Below are 15,666 nucleotides of genomic sequence, written 5' to 3' on the forward strand. Positions count from 1 at the left end.
TGAGCCGTCTCCCACCACCTCTGTGGTCAACGCAGACTTGATTACTGTCGTGTTCGGCAAGCTCGCAAGCTTGTCCTGCAATACCTGATCTGCACGTAAAGTATCAGCAAACTCAAGCAGGGTGACATGCTCAACAATACCGGCCAGATCAATCGCTGCCTCAACCCCGGAGTTACCGCCACCAATCACCGCTACCCGTTTGCCCTTGAACAGCGGACCGTCACAGTGCGGGCAGTAGGCAACACCACGGGTCGCATATTCCTGCTCGCCCGGTACATTCATCTGTCTCCAGCGTGCACCGGTAGAGAGAATCACTGTTTTAGATTCCAGTCGGGCACCATTGTCCAGAGTCACTTCAACCAGACCACTGGCCGTTTCTTCTGCACCTTTAATGCTGGCAACTTTCTGCAGGTTCATGATGTCGACTTCATACTCACGCACATGCTCTTCCATGGCCGCAGCAAACTTTGGCCCCTGGGTTTTGGTGACCGAGGTAAAGTTTTCAATATCCATGGTGTCCATCACCTGTCCACCGAAGCGTTCAGCCACGATCCCGGTACGGATACCTTTACGCGCTGCATAGATGGCAGCAGTATTCCCGGCCGGACCACCACCAATCACCAGGACATCAAAGGCTGCCTTGGCATTAAGTTTCTCTGCATCTTTGGCCGCCGCACCGCTGTCCAGCTTGGCAATAATCTCTTCCAGGGTCATACGTCCCTGACCGATGTGCTGGCTGTTCTGGAACAGCATTGGAACCGCCATGATCTTGCGCTGTTCGACTTCTTCCTGGAAGAAGGCCCCGTCAATCATAGTGGCAGTGGTGCCCGGGTTATAGATGGCAATCAGGTTGAGGGCCTGCACCACATCCGGACAGTTATGACAGCTCAGTGACACGAATACTTCGAAGTCAGCAGTCAGGTTGAGCGCTTTAATCTGTGCCAGTACCTCGTCAGAGACTTTGGGAGCGTATCCGGAAACCTGCAACAGGGCCAGAATCAGCGAGGTGAACTCATGCCCCATCGGCAGGCCGGCAAAGAATACCCGGGGCTGCTCGCCGGCTTTGGCCACACCAAAGCTTGGGCGGCGGCTGTGCTGGCCATCAAGGCGTGCAGTCACCTGATCAGACAGGGCGGCAATTTCATTGACCAGCTCTTTGATTTTATCTGACTTGTCAGAGCCATCTAAAGAGGCAACCAGTTCAATCGGGCTTTCCAGACGTTCGAGTAATGTTTTAAGTTGTGCTGAAGTATTTTGGTCTAACATTGCTAACTTCTCCAAAGGAGTCAATATTAAGGAATGAATTGATGATACTGCAAAGCCATTAATAGGTGAAACAATATGTTTTTATAAATACAATCGGTTTTAAGAATTGTGATTAAGGAACAGAGCCGGTTTTTCGGGCCTGTTCTGATCTTGTTTTTCATGACTTAGCTGTTTAGGCGGTGTGTAATTCGCTCGGTTCTCAGTTGCAGACGGCGAGACAGTAAATAAAATATTTTTCTTTCTTCATGCAGCAAATAAAATTTTTTATGGCATAGTCATGATTGTTAAACTTCTCTCGATGGAATACACCATGCAAATTACCCGTGGTATTTATCAGCATTATAAGGGACAGCTATACCAGGTTTTTTCTGTAGCGAAACACAGTGAAACACAAGAGGAACTGGTTATTTATCAATGTCTATATGGTGATTATTCAATGTGGGTTCGACCTTTAAGTATGTTTAAGGAAACGGTGGAGGTAGAAGGTGAAACTATTCCCCGATTTAAGCTTATCCAGATCGTATAAATTTTAAACCATAAAAAATTTATAATAAAAACAGGAAAAACTGCCATGGCGACTTCCGAATTTAATGTCTATATGGCTGAGCTCTATCAATCTTTCCAAGCTCATGATGCAGACCAGGATGACCGATTGCTGCGCTATCGAAATATTGAGCCAGAATCGGCTTACTATTTGTCTATGCTAGTGCGTATTCAGCAACCCGAGAGATTGCTGGAAATTGGTACTTCTACCGGATACTCTACACTCTGGCTGGCAGAGGCGGCCAGAGCAACAGGGACAAAATTAGTTACTCTTGAAATAGAGAAGGAACGGAGTCAGCAGGCACAGTGGCATGCACAAAAAATGGGATTAACTGATGTAGTCCGGTTTTGGGTCGGAGATGCGCTTGAGTTTCTTCGCCATACTCAGGAACAGTACGATTTTATTCTACTTGATGCAGAGCGGGATGCTTATATTATCTACTGGCCTTATTTAAAGAAAGTTTTGACCCCAAAAGGGGTCCTGATTGTAGATAACGTAATTTCACATGCAGATCAGGTTAAAGATTTTATATCTTTACTTCAGCAGGAGCAGGACATGATGTTAACGACACTGGATCTAGGGGCCGGTCTACTCATGGCAACACGAACCTGAATCTTTTATTTTCAATATTTTAATTTACTGAAACTCACGCTATTGATAGCCGGTCAAAGTGCAAATTGAACTCCAGATATTTGTGAACAAAAGCAGTTTTGTCAGTAACGCGCATCATATTGTCATATACAAATGCCGGTACGGGGTGATAAAGCTCGCCTGTACCATTATTATAAAAAATTTTTAAATAACGTGAAGTAGAGTCATATTTCCAGTAAATAACAGCTAAAACTTGTGGCATAGGTTTCCTCCACGCTTTAGTTATATTTTCATTTATAATGCTTATAAGCTGACCATAGTCGAAATGAATCTTTCTGTGAGTATAAAATATGTTATTGCTGTGCTGGCTCGGCTATAGAATAAAATTCAAATAAAAAAACCGTCTCAAATGAGACGGTTTTTTATTAGCTTAATCTAATCAAGATTAGATTTTACCTACTAGGTCGATTGAAGGAGCAAGTGTTGCATCGCCTTCTTTCCATTTAGCTGGGCATACTTCACCTGGGTGAGCGTGAACGTATTGAGCTGCTTTTACTTTGCGAAGCAGTTCAGATGCATCACGCCCGATACCGCCAGCATTGATTTCAACGATCTGGATTTTACCTTCTGGATCGATAACGAAAGTACCACGGTCAGCAAGACCATCAGCTTCGATTAATACTTCAAAGTTTTTAGCCAGAGTCCAAGTTGGATCGCCTACCATTGGGTATTCGATTTTCTTGATTTCTTCTGAAGAGTCATGCCAAGCTTTGTGAGTGAAATGAGTGTCAGTAGAAACTGAGTAGATTTCAACACCTAGCTGTTTGAATTCAGCATAGTTGTCTGCAAGGTCACCAAGCTCAGTTGGGCAAACAAAAGTAAAGTCTGCTGGATAGAAGAAGAATACAGACCATTTACCTTTCAGGTCAGCTTCAGTAATTTCGATGAACTGGCCGTTCTGATAAGCAGTTGCTTTAAATGGTTTAACTTCAGTATTAATTAAGCTCATCATTGTCTCCATGATTGAGTGTTAGCATTTAAATTTCATGATCTAGAATAGATAATTTTTTATCATTGGTAAAATAGTATTTTTACATTGCTTAAATCGGTAAAACAAATTAAGCCATTTCTATTTTACCTAAGTCTTGTCCGGTTCATTTTTTAAGGCGAAATCTAGAGCCAGTCGGGACAAGCATTTTTGCTACGCATATAACATGCCGTCGGACCCTTTAAAATTCAAGGGTTAAAATGAAAAAAACACTAAATATATTAAAGTGAGAATTCTTTCACTGGATGTCATTACGGCGTAAAATAGACAGTTCGTATTTTTATATCAGGAATTGCGCTCGGTGCTGAGTCATTTAAATGTAGATCAACTGGTCATGGCGCGGGACTCTTATCGTTTAAATCGGCTAGGTAAAGGTAAAGATGCAAATCCCAAGCAGTATCAGGAACTTTTTGAAAAATCTAACGCCAAGGTGCGGGCACGTGTAGAACGCCTCCCGAATATTAAACTGAATCAGGATTTGCCAGTCACGCAATATGCGGACAAACTGATTGAAGCAATACAAACGCATCAGGTCATTATTGTGGCAGGTGAAACCGGCTCTGGTAAAACAACACAATTACCCCAGATAGCAATGCTGGCAGGCCGCGGCCTGACGGGAATGATTGGTCATACCCAGCCGAGACGTCTGGCAGCGCGTAGCGTGTCACAGCGTATTGCTGAAGAAGTGGGTGAAAAGCTTGGGGAATCCATTGGCTTTAAAGTCCGTTTTAATGAACAGGGCTCACAGGATTCTATAGTCCGGTTGATGACAGACGGAATTCTGCTGGCTGAGCTGACCCATGATCGTTATCTGACTAAATATGACACGATTATTATTGATGAGGCGCATGAACGTTCACTAAATATTGACTTTATTATGGGCTACCTGAAGCAGCTCATTAAAAAACGTCCTGATTTAAAAGTCATTATTACCTCGGCAACACTAGATGTAAATCGGTTTAGTCATTACTTTAATGGTGCACCAGTCTATGAAGTGGAAGGCCGGAGTTTTCCGGTTGAGGTACGTTATCGTCCGATTTCCGACCTGAACATTGCAGGAAGTGATGATGATGAGTTTGATGACTTCGAAGAAAATTTACCACGTGCAGTAGTTCAGGCTGTAGAAGAGTGCTTCAAGGATGCAGAAGAAAAAGGTCATCCGGAACATGCAGATATCCTGATCTTTTCAAGTACAGAACAGGAGATTCGCGAACTTCAGGAAACTCTGGAAAAACATGGTCCACGGCATACAGAAATCTTGCCACTGTTCGCACGCCTGGGTTTAGGTGAACAGCAGAAAATTTTTAATCCGGGAGGAAAGGGCCGGCGCATTATTATTGCTACTAACGTGGCAGAAACGGCACTGACTGTTCCTAATATTCGCTATGTGATTGATAGCGGTTTTGCCCGTATTTCCCGCTATAGTTATCGCTCGCGCGTACAGCGCTTGCCGATTGAAGCGATATCGCAAGCTGCTGCAAACCAGCGTAAGGGGCGCTGTGGCCGTATTGCGCCTGGGGTCTGTATTCGTCTGTATAGTGAAGAAGACTTTTTAAGCCGGCCAGAATTTACAGAACCTGAGATCAAGCGGACAAACTTGGCTTCAGTCATTCTGCAAATGCAGAGTTTAGGTTTAGGAAATCTTGAAAATTTTGACTTTATTGAGCCGCCTGACCACCGCCTGGTTAATGATGGACGTAAGCTGCTCATTGAACTGGGTGCACTAAACGAGAAAAAAGCTGAGCTGACTAAAATTGGTCAGATGATGGCACGTATGCCAATTGATCCAAGACTTGCCCGCATGATTCTGGGTGGGGCACACTTCGGTGCGTTAAATGAAGCTCTGATTATTGTGAGCGCACTGGCTGTACAGGACCCACGTGAGCGACCTGCGGATAAACAGACTCAGGCGGATCAGAAACATGCTTTATTTAAAGAAGCTGATTCAGATTTTCTATTTTATTTGAAGCTCTGGTCAACTTTAAAAGGCAACAAGGATAACCAGCTAAGTGAAAATAAACGTCGCGCATTTGCACGTCAGCATTTTTTAAGCTGGCTACGTTTACGTGAATGGAAACAGACTTATAAACAACTTGTTGAACTGGCTGAAGGCTTAAAGCTGAGTTTTAATGATAAACCTGCCAGTTATGAAAACCTGCACCGAGCCCTGCTAACCGGATTACTTTCCTTTATTGCCAACAAGACTGATGAAAAAAATGTCTATATGGCGGTGCGCCAGCAAAAGGCACGAATTTTTCCTGCTTCTGTTTTACATAAGGCGGGTGCATCTTGGGTAATGGCTTTTGAAATGGTAGAAACTTCACAGGTCTATCTACGGACATTGGCTAAAATTGAACCGGAATGGATTTTGCTAGCAGCCCGTGATTTGCTGAAGCATCACTATTTTGAGCCACACTGGTCGAAAAAAACAGGTATTGTAAATGCCTATGACCAGATTTCGCTATTTGGTTTAATTATTGAGCCAAAACGCCTGACCAATTTTGAAAAAGTTGATCAGGCAGCAGCTCATGAGATTTTCCTGCGAGATGCTCTCACAACCGGTAACCTGGGCATTATACCGCCATTTCTAAAACATAACCTGCTTAAACTTGAAGAAGTAGAGCGGGTAGAAGACAAGCTGCGCCGACGTGATCTGGTTGTAGATGAAGAAACTGTCTATCAGTTTTATGCTTCTAAAATTCCTTCTGAAATTGCCAGCCGACGCAGTTTTGAAGACTGGCTGGCTACAGTTGAGGCCAAAGAACCGCGTTTCTTATATGTCGATGAAGAGTCACTCTGGCTGAATGACCGTCCGACTACACAGCAGTTTCCGGATTATCTTCAAAATGGACAGTTACGTTTGGCTGCAAGTTACCGCTTTGACCCAAGCCATGATGAAGACGGGGCTACAGTAAAAATTCCATTACAGGCATTAGCGCAGGTCAATGAAGAGATCTGGTCTTGGGGAATTCCAGGCTGGCGTCAGGAACTGGTTGAGGCCTTGCTTAAATCTTTGCCAAAGGATAAACGACGTAATCTGGTGCCGATCCCGGATACTGCACGCAAGTTGCTGCGTGAGGTACAGGATAAGGATTTGCAGCGTCATGTTCTGAATTATCTGACATTTGCCTTGCGGGGTGAACAGATTACAGAGAAGGATTTTTCAGTTGAACGGATTGATCAGTACCTGATTCCTTTTATCAAGGTAACTGATGAAAAAGGCCGAGTGATTGAAAAAGGACGTGATCTGGCAGAGCTAAAAGCACGTTGCCGTCAGGAAACCCAGCGACCGGTAAAACAGCTGAAAGGTGAATATAAAACTTTTCCGGAAAGCTTTATTTTTGAAGCCACTCAGAAAGTAACAGGCGTAGTGATAAAACAGTATCAGGCTCTGGTTCCGGTAAAAAGCTTTAGTGAGATAGAAGCTAAAGATGAATCAGGTGTTGTTATACAAAGTTTTAATGATCAGGCCGAAGCCATTAAACAGCATCGTGAAGGAGTAATTCGTCTGATTCACATGCAGTTAGGTGACCTGATACGTCAGCTTAAAAAGCAGTTGGGTAAGCCTCTGGCTCTGGCTTATTCGCCATTAGGTGACCGGGCCAAACTGGAGCAAATGCTGGTATATGCGACTTTGCAAATGGCATTAACTGAACTGCCGGTGAATGCCGAAGAGTTCCAGAATGTACTGGCAGAGGTTAAGGGAAATTTCCTGAGTTATGGCCAGCAGGCTTTGGCAGCACTCAGCGATATTTTTATTCAGTGGCAAGATATTCGCCGTAAACTGCTCGTGCTTGATCCGGAAATTTTTGGGCGTAGTATTGATGATATTGAAGATCAGCTTGACCTGATGCAACTGGGCGATTTCGTTTATACCCAGCCGCCTGAGGTATGGGCAGAATTTCCACGTTATTTGAAGGCCTTGGTTCTGCGTCTGGAGCGTTTGCCTAATAACCTGCAACGTGATGAAGCTGCTATTGCCCAGGTTGACCCGTGGATGGACAAGTTATTCAGTGTCCGTAACAATCCGAAATCTATAGACTTTTACTTTATGCTTGAAGAATTACGTATTTCCCTGTTCTCCCAGCCTATGAAGACCAAAATACCTGTTTCTGCAACTCGACTGCAAAAACTATGGGATCGGCTCGGAATCAGTTAAAATACCGTCATTCTTTAAAAGGAGTTTTACATGGGCATCCGCATTACTGGTACTGGCTTGTTTCATCCTGAAAATGTCATTACCAACGAAGAGTTAGTTGAAAGTTTAAATGCTTATGTGGAACAGTATAACCTAGAAAATGCTGAAAAAATTGCTGCAGGTGAACTAGAGCCCCGCCGTGGTTCAAGTGCTGAATTTGTTGAAAAGGCATCAGGCGTCAAGCGTCGTTATGTGTCTGAAAAAACTGGTATTCTTGACCCGAAACGTTTGCGTCCACATTTGCAGGAACGTGCTGATGACCAGCTGTCGTTACAGGCAGAGTGGGGCGTAATTGCTGCCAAGCAGGCGATGGAAAATGCTGGTGTTACACCTGAAGATATTGATGTCGTGATTCTGGCATGTTCAAACATGCAGCGCGCTTACCCGGCAGTTGCTATTGAAATTCAGACTGCTCTGGGAATTCAGGGGTATGCCTATGACATGAACGTGGCATGCTCTGCAGCGACCTTTGGCCTGAAACAGGCTCATGATGCCATTAAGACAGGCGCGCGTCGTGTATTGCTGGTCAATGTTGAAATTACATCTGCGCATTCTGATTTCCGTTCACGTGACAGTCACTTTATTTTTGGTGATGTAGCGACTGCTTCTATTATTGAAAATACAGACAGCAAATCTGGCTTTGAAATTCTGGACACACAACTGTTTACTCAATTTTCCAACAATATTCGTAATAATTTTGGTTTTTTAAATACTAGTGAAAATGCCAATATTGATGACAAGCGTTTCCGTCAGGATGGCCGCAAAGTATTTAAGGAAGTATGTCCGCTGGTCGCAAAAATGATTACTGCTCAACTTGAGAAAAACAGTATTCAGCCTAATGAAGTAAAACGCTTCTGGTTACATCAGGCCAATGCCAGCATGAATGAATTAATCTTGAAGCTGGTAGTAGGCAAAGAAGCAGCCCAGCCAGGGCTTGTTCCGATTATTCTGGATGAATTTGCCAATACTTCTTCTGCCGGGGTCATTATTGCCATGCACCGCACAGCACACGAAGTAAACGATGGTGAATATGGAATTCTGTGCTCGTTTGGTGCAGGTTATTCTGTAGGCTGTATTCTGGTACAAAAGCACGTAGTATAAAAATATCTTGTTAAACTCTTAAGAAGGGTACAGTTTAGGCTGTGCCCTTTTTATTGTATTTGTATAGTGAGTAAAAGGGTAGCTTTAACCCGGTTCAAAGTGCAATCTGATGTTCTTTCAGACATTGTCTTAATACGCTAAATGCTACAAGCATGTCTTTCTCCTTTACACAGGCGAAACCTAGTAGCAGACCAGCTTGTGAGCGGTCTGCATCCGAATAATAGCGTGATAAAGGTCTTACTTTGACACCACGCGAAAGGGCCATTCTGGCAATTGCAACGTCATCACTATGCTCCGGCAGCTTGAGGACCAGGTGTAACCCTGCTGCATGACTAAATTCATGAATAAACTCTGTGCCCAGATAGCGCTCAATCAGTTCAATTAGAAATGCACGGCGTTTACCATACAAAATTCGCATCCGACGGATATGAGCGGCATAATGACCTTCTTGAATAAATTCAGCCAGTGCACGCTGTGTAAGTAAATGCCCGCCCCGATAAAGCTCGGCAGCTACCGTTTTCAGTGATTCGACCAGACTTTTAGGAATGACCATATAACCGATCCGTAGTGCCGGGTAAATCGTTTTACTGAATGTTCCCATATAAATGACGGGCGTATTTTCTTCCAGTCCCTGCAAGGAGGGGAAAGGCTGGCCGGAAAAGCGGAATTCACTGTCGTAGTCATCTTCAATTATCCAGCTGCCGTGATAACGGGCCAGGTCTAACAGTTGCCGGCGTCTGGATACGCTCAAGTGCGAACCAAGCGGATACTGATGTGAGGGAGTAACAAAGATCAGTTTAGGAACGGAAGATGTATGATCAGGAATAAGACCTTCATGATCAACGGGTACCGGGTTAATACACAGTCCATTGATCCGTAAAATATTCCGCGCACCCCAGTATCCCGGATCTTCAATCCAGACCTGATCACCAGCATCGCATAAAGAGCGTGAAACCAGATCTACTGCCTGATGAATACCTTCAGTAATCAGAATCTGGTCAGCCTCACAGCGTACAGAGCGCGCAACCCGCAAATAATCTGCTAATGCCTGTTTAAGTTCAAGACAGCCTCCGTCATTGCTATAGATGAGCCGTGAAATTTCCGGCTGGCGGCTTAAACGGTTCAGAATCCGGCCAAACTCGGCGTGTGGAAATTCGGTAACGTCTGGTGCGCCTGGCACAAAAGCACCCCACTGATAGGGGGATGCGGCTGCACTTTCAAGAAATGCAGTACCACGCTTAGACAGATGCTTTAACTGTTGCTGGTTGGGCTGTTCTGCCAGATGTTCATGTCCCGGTACCGTCAGATAGCTCTCCGGCAGGTTTTCAGCGACCCAGCTGCCACGTCCCGTATGTGCCTGAATATAACCTTGTGCCTGTAAATGCTCATAGGCATTCAAGATAGTATTACGTGAAACCTTGAGTTCATGAGCCAGATCACGCGAAGCCGGTAGCCGTGTTTTAGGCGGTAAAATACCTTCTGTGATGGCATCACGTAAACAGCAGAATACCCGGTGATATAGAGCTCCCTCGGTCTGTTTCTGTAAGCGCTGTAACAGATGGTCTCCTAACAAGCTAAGCAATTGGCTCTCTCCGGTTTATTAAAAATGGCTCTCGTTTCTGGCCCCATAAAGCATGAAATTATAAAACCTTATGGATGGGCCAGCAGGTTCAACCCTGGAGCTGAACATATACTCAGGCTTAATTTACTGAAATTCAAGGGTCTTAAAACAAGCAGGATTGATCAGAAGATGAATCTGAACCCGTTATAAAAGCATAACAGGAAATTAGAAACCTAAGTCATCAAGGACTATAATTTATAAGGAATTCATCATGTCAGAAGAGACCATACAAGGCGCAGTACCTTTTACCGTTGCAGAGTGCAAAGAAGCGCCTGTCAAATCTTTAAGTTTTCTGGAAGGCGTTGCAATGATTGTCGGCACCAATATTGGTGCAGGTATTCTTTCTATAGCCTATGCAGCGCGTAAGGCAGGTTTTATGCCCTTGCTATTCTGGTTAATTGTCGCTGGTATTTTGACCACCATTACCATGCTATATGTTGCCGAGTCAACATTAAGAACCCGGGCACATCTGCAACTAAGCGGCCTGTCCGAGCGTTATGTAGGTGCTTTAGGCTCATGGATTATTTTCGCAGCGGTTTGTGTTAATTCAATGGGTGCATTAATCGCCTATATGAGTGGTAGTGGTGAGCTGCTGAATTCGCTGACCGGCCTGCCAAGGTCACTCGGCAGTCTTATTTTCTTTATTCCCGCGGCAGGAATATTATGGCTCGGATTAAAAGCGATTGGCCGTAGTGAAAAAGTAATCTGTATATGCATGGTTGCTATGCTGGCAATTTTATTCGGTGCGACATTGCTCAATGAAAAAACCCAGTTTGTAAATCTGATGCAGGGCAACTGGATCTATATGATTCCAGTATTTAATGTCGTGGTGTTCTGTTTTTCTGCCCAATATATCGTGCCAGAAATGGCACGTGGTTTTAGTGATAAGCCTGAGCAGCTGCCAAAAGCTATTATTACCGGTATGGTAATTACATTTATTCTGCTGGCTGCGGTACCGATGTCCGTGATTGCTCTTAGTGGTCTGGATAACATTACCCAGGTAGCAACTTTAAGCTGGGGCAAGGTACTGGGTAATTGGGCCTTTTTCTCTGCTAACCTGTTTGCCTTGTTTGCAATGCTGACTTCGTACTGGGGGCTAGGTGGCAGTCTGGTTACAAATATCGGTGATCGTTTTAAACTGGCAATTCATAGCGATATGAAAAAGCGTCTTCTGGTCATGGCCATTGTAACTCTTCCACCATTTTTGCTGGCTTATAGCGGTATGGTCTCTTTCGTTAATGCTCTTTATATCGCGGGAACATTTAGCGGTGTAGTCCTGTCTATCATGCCCATGCTTATTTTAAAAGGTGCGCGTGCGCGTGGAGATATTCAACCTTCATGGACATGCAGCTCTGCCATTACTCACCCGGGCATTAAAATTCTGATTATTCTTATCTATTTTGCCAGTGCTGTTTATGCTATTGCTGCATTATTCAAATTATTGCCAGCTGGCTGGTAATTTTTATTGTTTCTAAACCTTAACTGCTCATTTATGAAACCGGTAAAGCGATTTGCTTTACCGGTTTTTAATGATTTTAAGCTGGAGAAAACTATTTATATTTCTTAAATAAAATATTAAAAAGACACCATTTTACCTGGATTCATTAAAGCTCCCACACCATAAGCACTTTTTGCAATTGGAATCACAACAGGGGCCAGAGTGCGCGCAAACAGGATGTTGGCATGATCAATCTGAGTGAGCATTTTAAAATCACTGGATTGACCAATAAAATCTGCTGCAATGGCTTTACCAATACGCACAGTCTGGGCAACACCATGCCCACTCCAGCCATGCACGGCATAAATTGGAAACTTGCTCCCGAACTTACGACTGTCTACAGCACCATTGACTGTCAAATCAGTAGTACCACTCCAGGCAAAATCGATTTCAACCTGCTTGAGCTGTGGGAAAACTGTATGAATACGATTTTTTAAATAGTTCAAGGTCTTCTCTGGTGACCAGCAGCTACCTGTACCTTGTCCGCCAAACAACAACCGGTTCTGTGTGACCGGGCGATAATAGTCAATCTGAAATTGGGTGTCGTAAACCGGATGCTCCTCAGGCAGAAGCTCATGAATATCAAGCTCAAGCGGAGCAGTGGTACTAACGTAAGTATAGAAGGGAAGCGTCGTCTGTTTTTTCTGTGGAAGCAACTTAAATGATGCATGATGTACAGCCATCACTACACTTTTGCGTGCCTTGACTGTACCGGTTGTTGTTCTGACATACACGCCGTCTTCGGCTTCTTCAATTGTAATTACTTCAGTCTGTTCATACACGGTACCCCCATTTTTGCAGAAGGCATAAATCAGGCCACGGTTTAGAGCAAGTGGATGAATCTGGCCGCCTAACTCATCAATCAGTCCGCCGGTATAATAGTCTGATTTAATATATTCACCTAATTCGTGTTTACCTACAATGCGTGTATGGTCTTCACCGAGATATTTACGGGCGTCTGCACCTTGGGTAAGACCAACCAGATGACCTTGATGAACCGCAGCAGTAATGTGTCCTCGTTTTCGTTGAAAATCCAGACCGTATTTTTCAGAGATTTCATCAATTAACTGCATAGCCTCTGTAGAAGTAAAATGCCAGAGTTTTTTTGCATCTTCATAGCCAAAATGTTCTGCCATTTCACCCGCTTCCCAACGGGCTAGACCAGGTGTCAACTGGCCACCATTACGCCCCGAAGCGGCACTACCAACACGATTTTTCTCAAGTACAACAGTTTCGACCCCCTGTTCAGCCAGATGTAATGCAGTAGAGGCGCCTAACAGGCCTGAACCAATGACAACCACATCACATTCACAATCAGTTTGCAGGACATTAAATTCATGCCAGTCTGCCAGAGAGCTTTCATAATAATTGGCCGGGTGGTCAGCTTGTAGATGACGAGGATTAACCCAGTTCCATTCTTTACCTGCCTGTTGAGTGGTTGACGGCTTAAAAACAACATCATTTAATATTATAGGTTTAGATATATTTAACATGGCTTCTGACCTCAATGAATTAATAAACATTGCTGATAGCAATATTCTGCTTTTTAAATTTTTTGTAAAAGAAAACGGAGATACCGGCCAATAACCAGATACAACCAAATATCAAGGAGGAATGATCCAGATTGAACCAGAGGCACAAGATGGCACAGACTGAAATAAATGGTAAAACCAGGTTGAGGAACTTATTCTTGAGTCCTGTGCGTTGCTGCTTTTTAATATAAAATTGCATAAATACTGAGAAATTCACTGCAGTAAAGGCAACCAGAGCACCGAAACTGATCAGGCTAACGACTTGGGCGAGATCCAGAAAAGCTGCACTCATTGAAATGAGGCCGACAAATAATACCGAAAAAAGTGGCGTACCGAGTTTAAAGTGAACTGCACCAAAGAATTTACGCGGAAAAATACCATCTCTGCCCATAATATGCAAAAGCCGCGAGGCACTGGCATGGGTAGCAAGGCCGGAAGCAAAGGTATTCATAATCTGCCCACACAGGAAAACCGACTGAAAAAAGGCTCCACCTACATAAAGCACAATTTCTGGCAGGGCTTCACTCGGATTATTGAAACGGACATTGCTGGGAAAATAAAGCTGGATAAACCAAGATGCACTAATAAAGATCAAACCGCCAATAAGGGTGGTCATCAGTACCGCACGCGGGATATTCCGCTTCGGGTCTTTGGTTTCAGCAGATAATGTCGTGACTGCATCAAACCCTAAGAATGAAAAACACAAAATTGATGCGCCAGCGATAAGTGGTAAAAGCTCATGATCTCCATTCCATAAGGGCGTAAGAGTCAGAACATGCTCATAACCCTGAGAAGAGCCTATACCCTGAATTACCAGATAAACAAATATAACCATGAGAATAATAGGCGCAAAAACAAAAACCAGACTTAAGTTGGCTAATATGTTGATACGAAAACAATTCACCAGAGTGACAACACTTGCAGAAATCATGACCCAAGCCCAATAAGGAACATCTGGAATCAGGGCAGTGAGGTAAATGGAAGCGAGTAATACATTAATGAGCGGAAGCAGGAGATAATCCAGCAGCGCGCACCAGCCAACAAAAAAGCCGTATTGTGGACCACAGCTTTCAGCAGTATAGGTATATGCTGAACCTGCTTTTTCAGATTCACGACTAAAACGCGCATAACTCCATGCAGTTAGCACCATTGCAATTAATGCCAGTATATAAGCTAAAGGTACGTGTCCATCGGTAACACCCGAAACGATGCCAAAGGTATCAAATACCGTCATCGGAGTCATGTAGGCAATACCAATAATAATGACTTGCCAGAGGGTCAGTTTTTTTAAATTTACAGTAGTTTTTTCCATATTATAAAAGCCCTTATATTTCTGTTTGCTACCCTGCAATTTTTAAGCCAGTCAATGATATGTTGCTGATATAAATAAAATAAGCATAAAGAATATGTGCCCAAACTTTTAAGTTCAGGTTCTTGTAATTTATAAGGTGGCTTGGCTTCTAATCAGAGGCTTAATTTAAAGCCTTTACCCATAACTGGTTTAAAGCTATAAAACCAGTAGCTGCAAGGGCTGGGATGACCGCACAATTGTACTAGCCATAGGCGTATGTCTCACCAGAGTACCCGTGCGAAAACCTTTTGTGTTGGAGGTAATTACACGGGCTGTATCATTAATAATCACAGCAGCCTGCTTGATTTTGCGGAGGCCAGGCAGAAAAACCTTTTCAAGTGAAGAGACCAGTAAGTCAATAGCAATTACCCCTACAAACTGGCTTTGTACCATTACGGGATAGGCTGTGGTAATCGTGTAGGCACCGTTACAGATATAGTCGACATAAGGCCCCTGAATATAGGGCTGCTTGCTGCATGCTGGCTGTTGAAACCAGTCAAAGGAGCGGAAATCGAGAAAACGCTGGGCATTCTGGTAGTTTTCAAGTTTAGCCTGTTGCAGTTCATCACCTTTTTTAAACCACCATTCCAGTGTCCAGTAATCTTTTTCTTCCTGGTTTTCGGGAGTATATCCTGCAAAACCAATCCCATGTGTATAAGTCGATTTTCCTAATGCAGCCTTAATTTCATATTGTAAAGCTTGACGCTCCTCAGTCGACAGTTTAATACCGCGACCCGGATCTATCATACGTCGAGATAAAATATGGCTGGTCTGCTGGGCCAATTGCTGTGCAGTTGAAGTGGTCTCACTTATAACCTGCTCGAGTAACATCTGGAGCTGTTCTATATATAATTCTGTTTTCATTCCTTTATATCCTTGTCCTTGTTATTTCACCGTCTGGATAGGAACATGCAAC

12 protein-coding genes are annotated in these 15,666 nt (G+C 43.8%); 5 read left to right on the forward strand and 7 right to left on the reverse strand.

Going from position 1 to position 15,666, the window contains the following annotated elements:
- On the reverse strand, positions 1–1,266 hold a 1,266-nt coding region (ahpF, locus tag B3X18_RS08130), incomplete at its 3' end, for an alkyl hydroperoxide reductase subunit F (RefSeq protein ID WP_286935375.1).
- Between the two features lie 310 nt (positions 1,267–1,576).
- Here ahpF and B3X18_RS08135 point away from each other — a divergent pair.
- Together B3X18_RS08135 and B3X18_RS08140 are read left to right on the forward strand one after the other, a co-directional pair.
- Positions 1,577–1,792 carry a DUF1653 domain-containing protein gene (locus B3X18_RS08135; RefSeq protein ID WP_005019600.1) on the forward strand — a complete coding sequence of 72 codons (216 nt, stop codon included), beginning with the start codon at positions 1,577–1,579 and terminating at the stop codon, positions 1,790–1,792.
- A gap of 45 nt (positions 1,793–1,837) precedes the next feature.
- Positions 1,838–2,422, forward strand: a complete 585-nt coding sequence (locus B3X18_RS08140; protein ID WP_005019602.1) for an O-methyltransferase — start codon at positions 1,838–1,840, stop codon at positions 2,420–2,422.
- Between the two features lie 34 nt (positions 2,423–2,456).
- Here B3X18_RS08140 and B3X18_RS08145 read toward each other — a convergent pair whose 3' ends face one another.
- Positions 2,457–2,663 (reverse strand): KTSC domain-containing protein, encoded by a 207-nt coding sequence (locus B3X18_RS08145; protein ID WP_005019605.1) that lies wholly within the window; start codon positions 2,661–2,663, stop codon positions 2,457–2,459.
- 183 nt (positions 2,664–2,846) lie between these two features.
- Positions 2,847–3,410, reverse strand: coding sequence for an alkyl hydroperoxide reductase subunit C (ahpC, locus tag B3X18_RS08150; protein WP_005019607.1), 564 nt, complete (start codon positions 3,408–3,410; stop codon positions 2,847–2,849).
- Positions 3,411–3,783: 373 nt separating this feature from the next.
- Here ahpC and hrpA point away from each other — a divergent pair, with 373 nt between their 5' ends.
- On the forward strand, positions 3,784–7,608 hold the full coding sequence (hrpA, locus tag B3X18_RS08155; protein WP_227592525.1) for an ATP-dependent RNA helicase HrpA: 3,825 nt from the start codon (positions 3,784–3,786) through the stop codon (positions 7,606–7,608).
- Positions 7,609–7,638: 30 nt separating this feature from the next.
- Positions 7,639–8,748 carry a beta-ketoacyl-ACP synthase III gene (locus B3X18_RS08160; RefSeq protein WP_005019614.1) on the forward strand — a complete coding sequence of 370 codons (1,110 nt, stop codon included), beginning with the start codon at positions 7,639–7,641 and terminating at the stop codon, positions 8,746–8,748.
- A gap of 94 nt (positions 8,749–8,842) precedes the next feature.
- Here the strand turns inward: B3X18_RS08160 and B3X18_RS08165 are convergent, their stop codons facing one another.
- On the reverse strand, positions 8,843–10,330 hold the full coding sequence (locus tag B3X18_RS08165) for a PLP-dependent aminotransferase family protein (RefSeq protein WP_005026672.1): 1,488 nt from the start codon (positions 10,328–10,330) through the stop codon (positions 8,843–8,845).
- Between the two features lie 250 nt (positions 10,331–10,580).
- Here B3X18_RS08165 and B3X18_RS08170 point away from each other — a divergent pair, with 250 nt between their 5' ends.
- On the forward strand, positions 10,581–11,828 hold the full coding sequence (locus tag B3X18_RS08170; protein ID WP_005026670.1) for an aromatic amino acid transport family protein: 1,248 nt from the start codon (positions 10,581–10,583) through the stop codon (positions 11,826–11,828).
- Between the two features lie 116 nt (positions 11,829–11,944).
- Here B3X18_RS08170 and B3X18_RS08175 read toward each other — a convergent pair whose 3' ends face one another.
- The 3 genes from B3X18_RS08175 to B3X18_RS08185 form a co-directional block, all read right to left on the reverse strand.
- Positions 11,945–13,360, reverse strand: coding sequence for an NAD(P)/FAD-dependent oxidoreductase (locus tag B3X18_RS08175; protein ID WP_005026668.1), 1,416 nt, complete (start codon positions 13,358–13,360; stop codon positions 11,945–11,947).
- A gap of 19 nt (positions 13,361–13,379) precedes the next feature.
- The gene (locus tag B3X18_RS08180) at positions 13,380–14,711 is read right to left on the reverse strand and encodes an APC family permease (protein ID WP_005026666.1); all 1,332 of its coding nucleotides are present in this window, start codon (positions 14,709–14,711) and stop codon (positions 13,380–13,382) included.
- A gap of 195 nt (positions 14,712–14,906) precedes the next feature.
- Positions 14,907–15,614 (reverse strand): cache domain-containing protein, encoded by a 708-nt coding sequence (locus B3X18_RS08185; RefSeq protein ID WP_005026664.1) that lies wholly within the window; start codon positions 15,612–15,614, stop codon positions 14,907–14,909.
- Positions 15,615–15,666 lie beyond the last annotated feature (52 nt).

The organism is Acinetobacter sp. UBA6571, from assembly GCF_002434085.1.
Lineage (GTDB): Bacteria > Pseudomonadota > Gammaproteobacteria > Pseudomonadales > Moraxellaceae > Acinetobacter > Acinetobacter radioresistens.

Coding starts and splice junctions, on each gene's coding strand:
- B3X18_RS08135 (WP_005019600.1), top strand. CDS start 1,577: ATGCAAATTACCCGTGGTATTTATCAGCATTATAAGGGACAGCTATAC.
- B3X18_RS08180 (WP_005026666.1), bottom strand. CDS start 14,711: ATGGAAAAAACTACTGTAAATTTAAAAAAACTGACCCTCTGGCAAGTC.
- B3X18_RS08170 (WP_005026670.1), top strand. CDS start 10,581: ATGTCAGAAGAGACCATACAAGGCGCAGTACCTTTTACCGTTGCAGAG.
- B3X18_RS08175 (WP_005026668.1), bottom strand. CDS start 13,360: ATGTTAAATATATCTAAACCTATAATATTAAATGATGTTGTTTTTAAG.
- B3X18_RS08160 (WP_005019614.1), top strand. CDS start 7,639: ATGGGCATCCGCATTACTGGTACTGGCTTGTTTCATCCTGAAAATGTC.
- hrpA (WP_227592525.1), top strand. CDS start 3,784: ATGGCGCGGGACTCTTATCGTTTAAATCGGCTAGGTAAAGGTAAAGAT.
- B3X18_RS08140 (WP_005019602.1), top strand. CDS start 1,838: ATGGCGACTTCCGAATTTAATGTCTATATGGCTGAGCTCTATCAATCT.
- ahpC (WP_005019607.1), bottom strand. CDS start 3,410: ATGAGCTTAATTAATACTGAAGTTAAACCATTTAAAGCAACTGCTTAT.
- B3X18_RS08145 (WP_005019605.1), bottom strand. CDS start 2,663: ATGCCACAAGTTTTAGCTGTTATTTACTGGAAATATGACTCTACTTCA.
- B3X18_RS08185 (WP_005026664.1), bottom strand. CDS start 15,614: ATGAAAACAGAATTATATATAGAACAGCTCCAGATGTTACTCGAGCAG.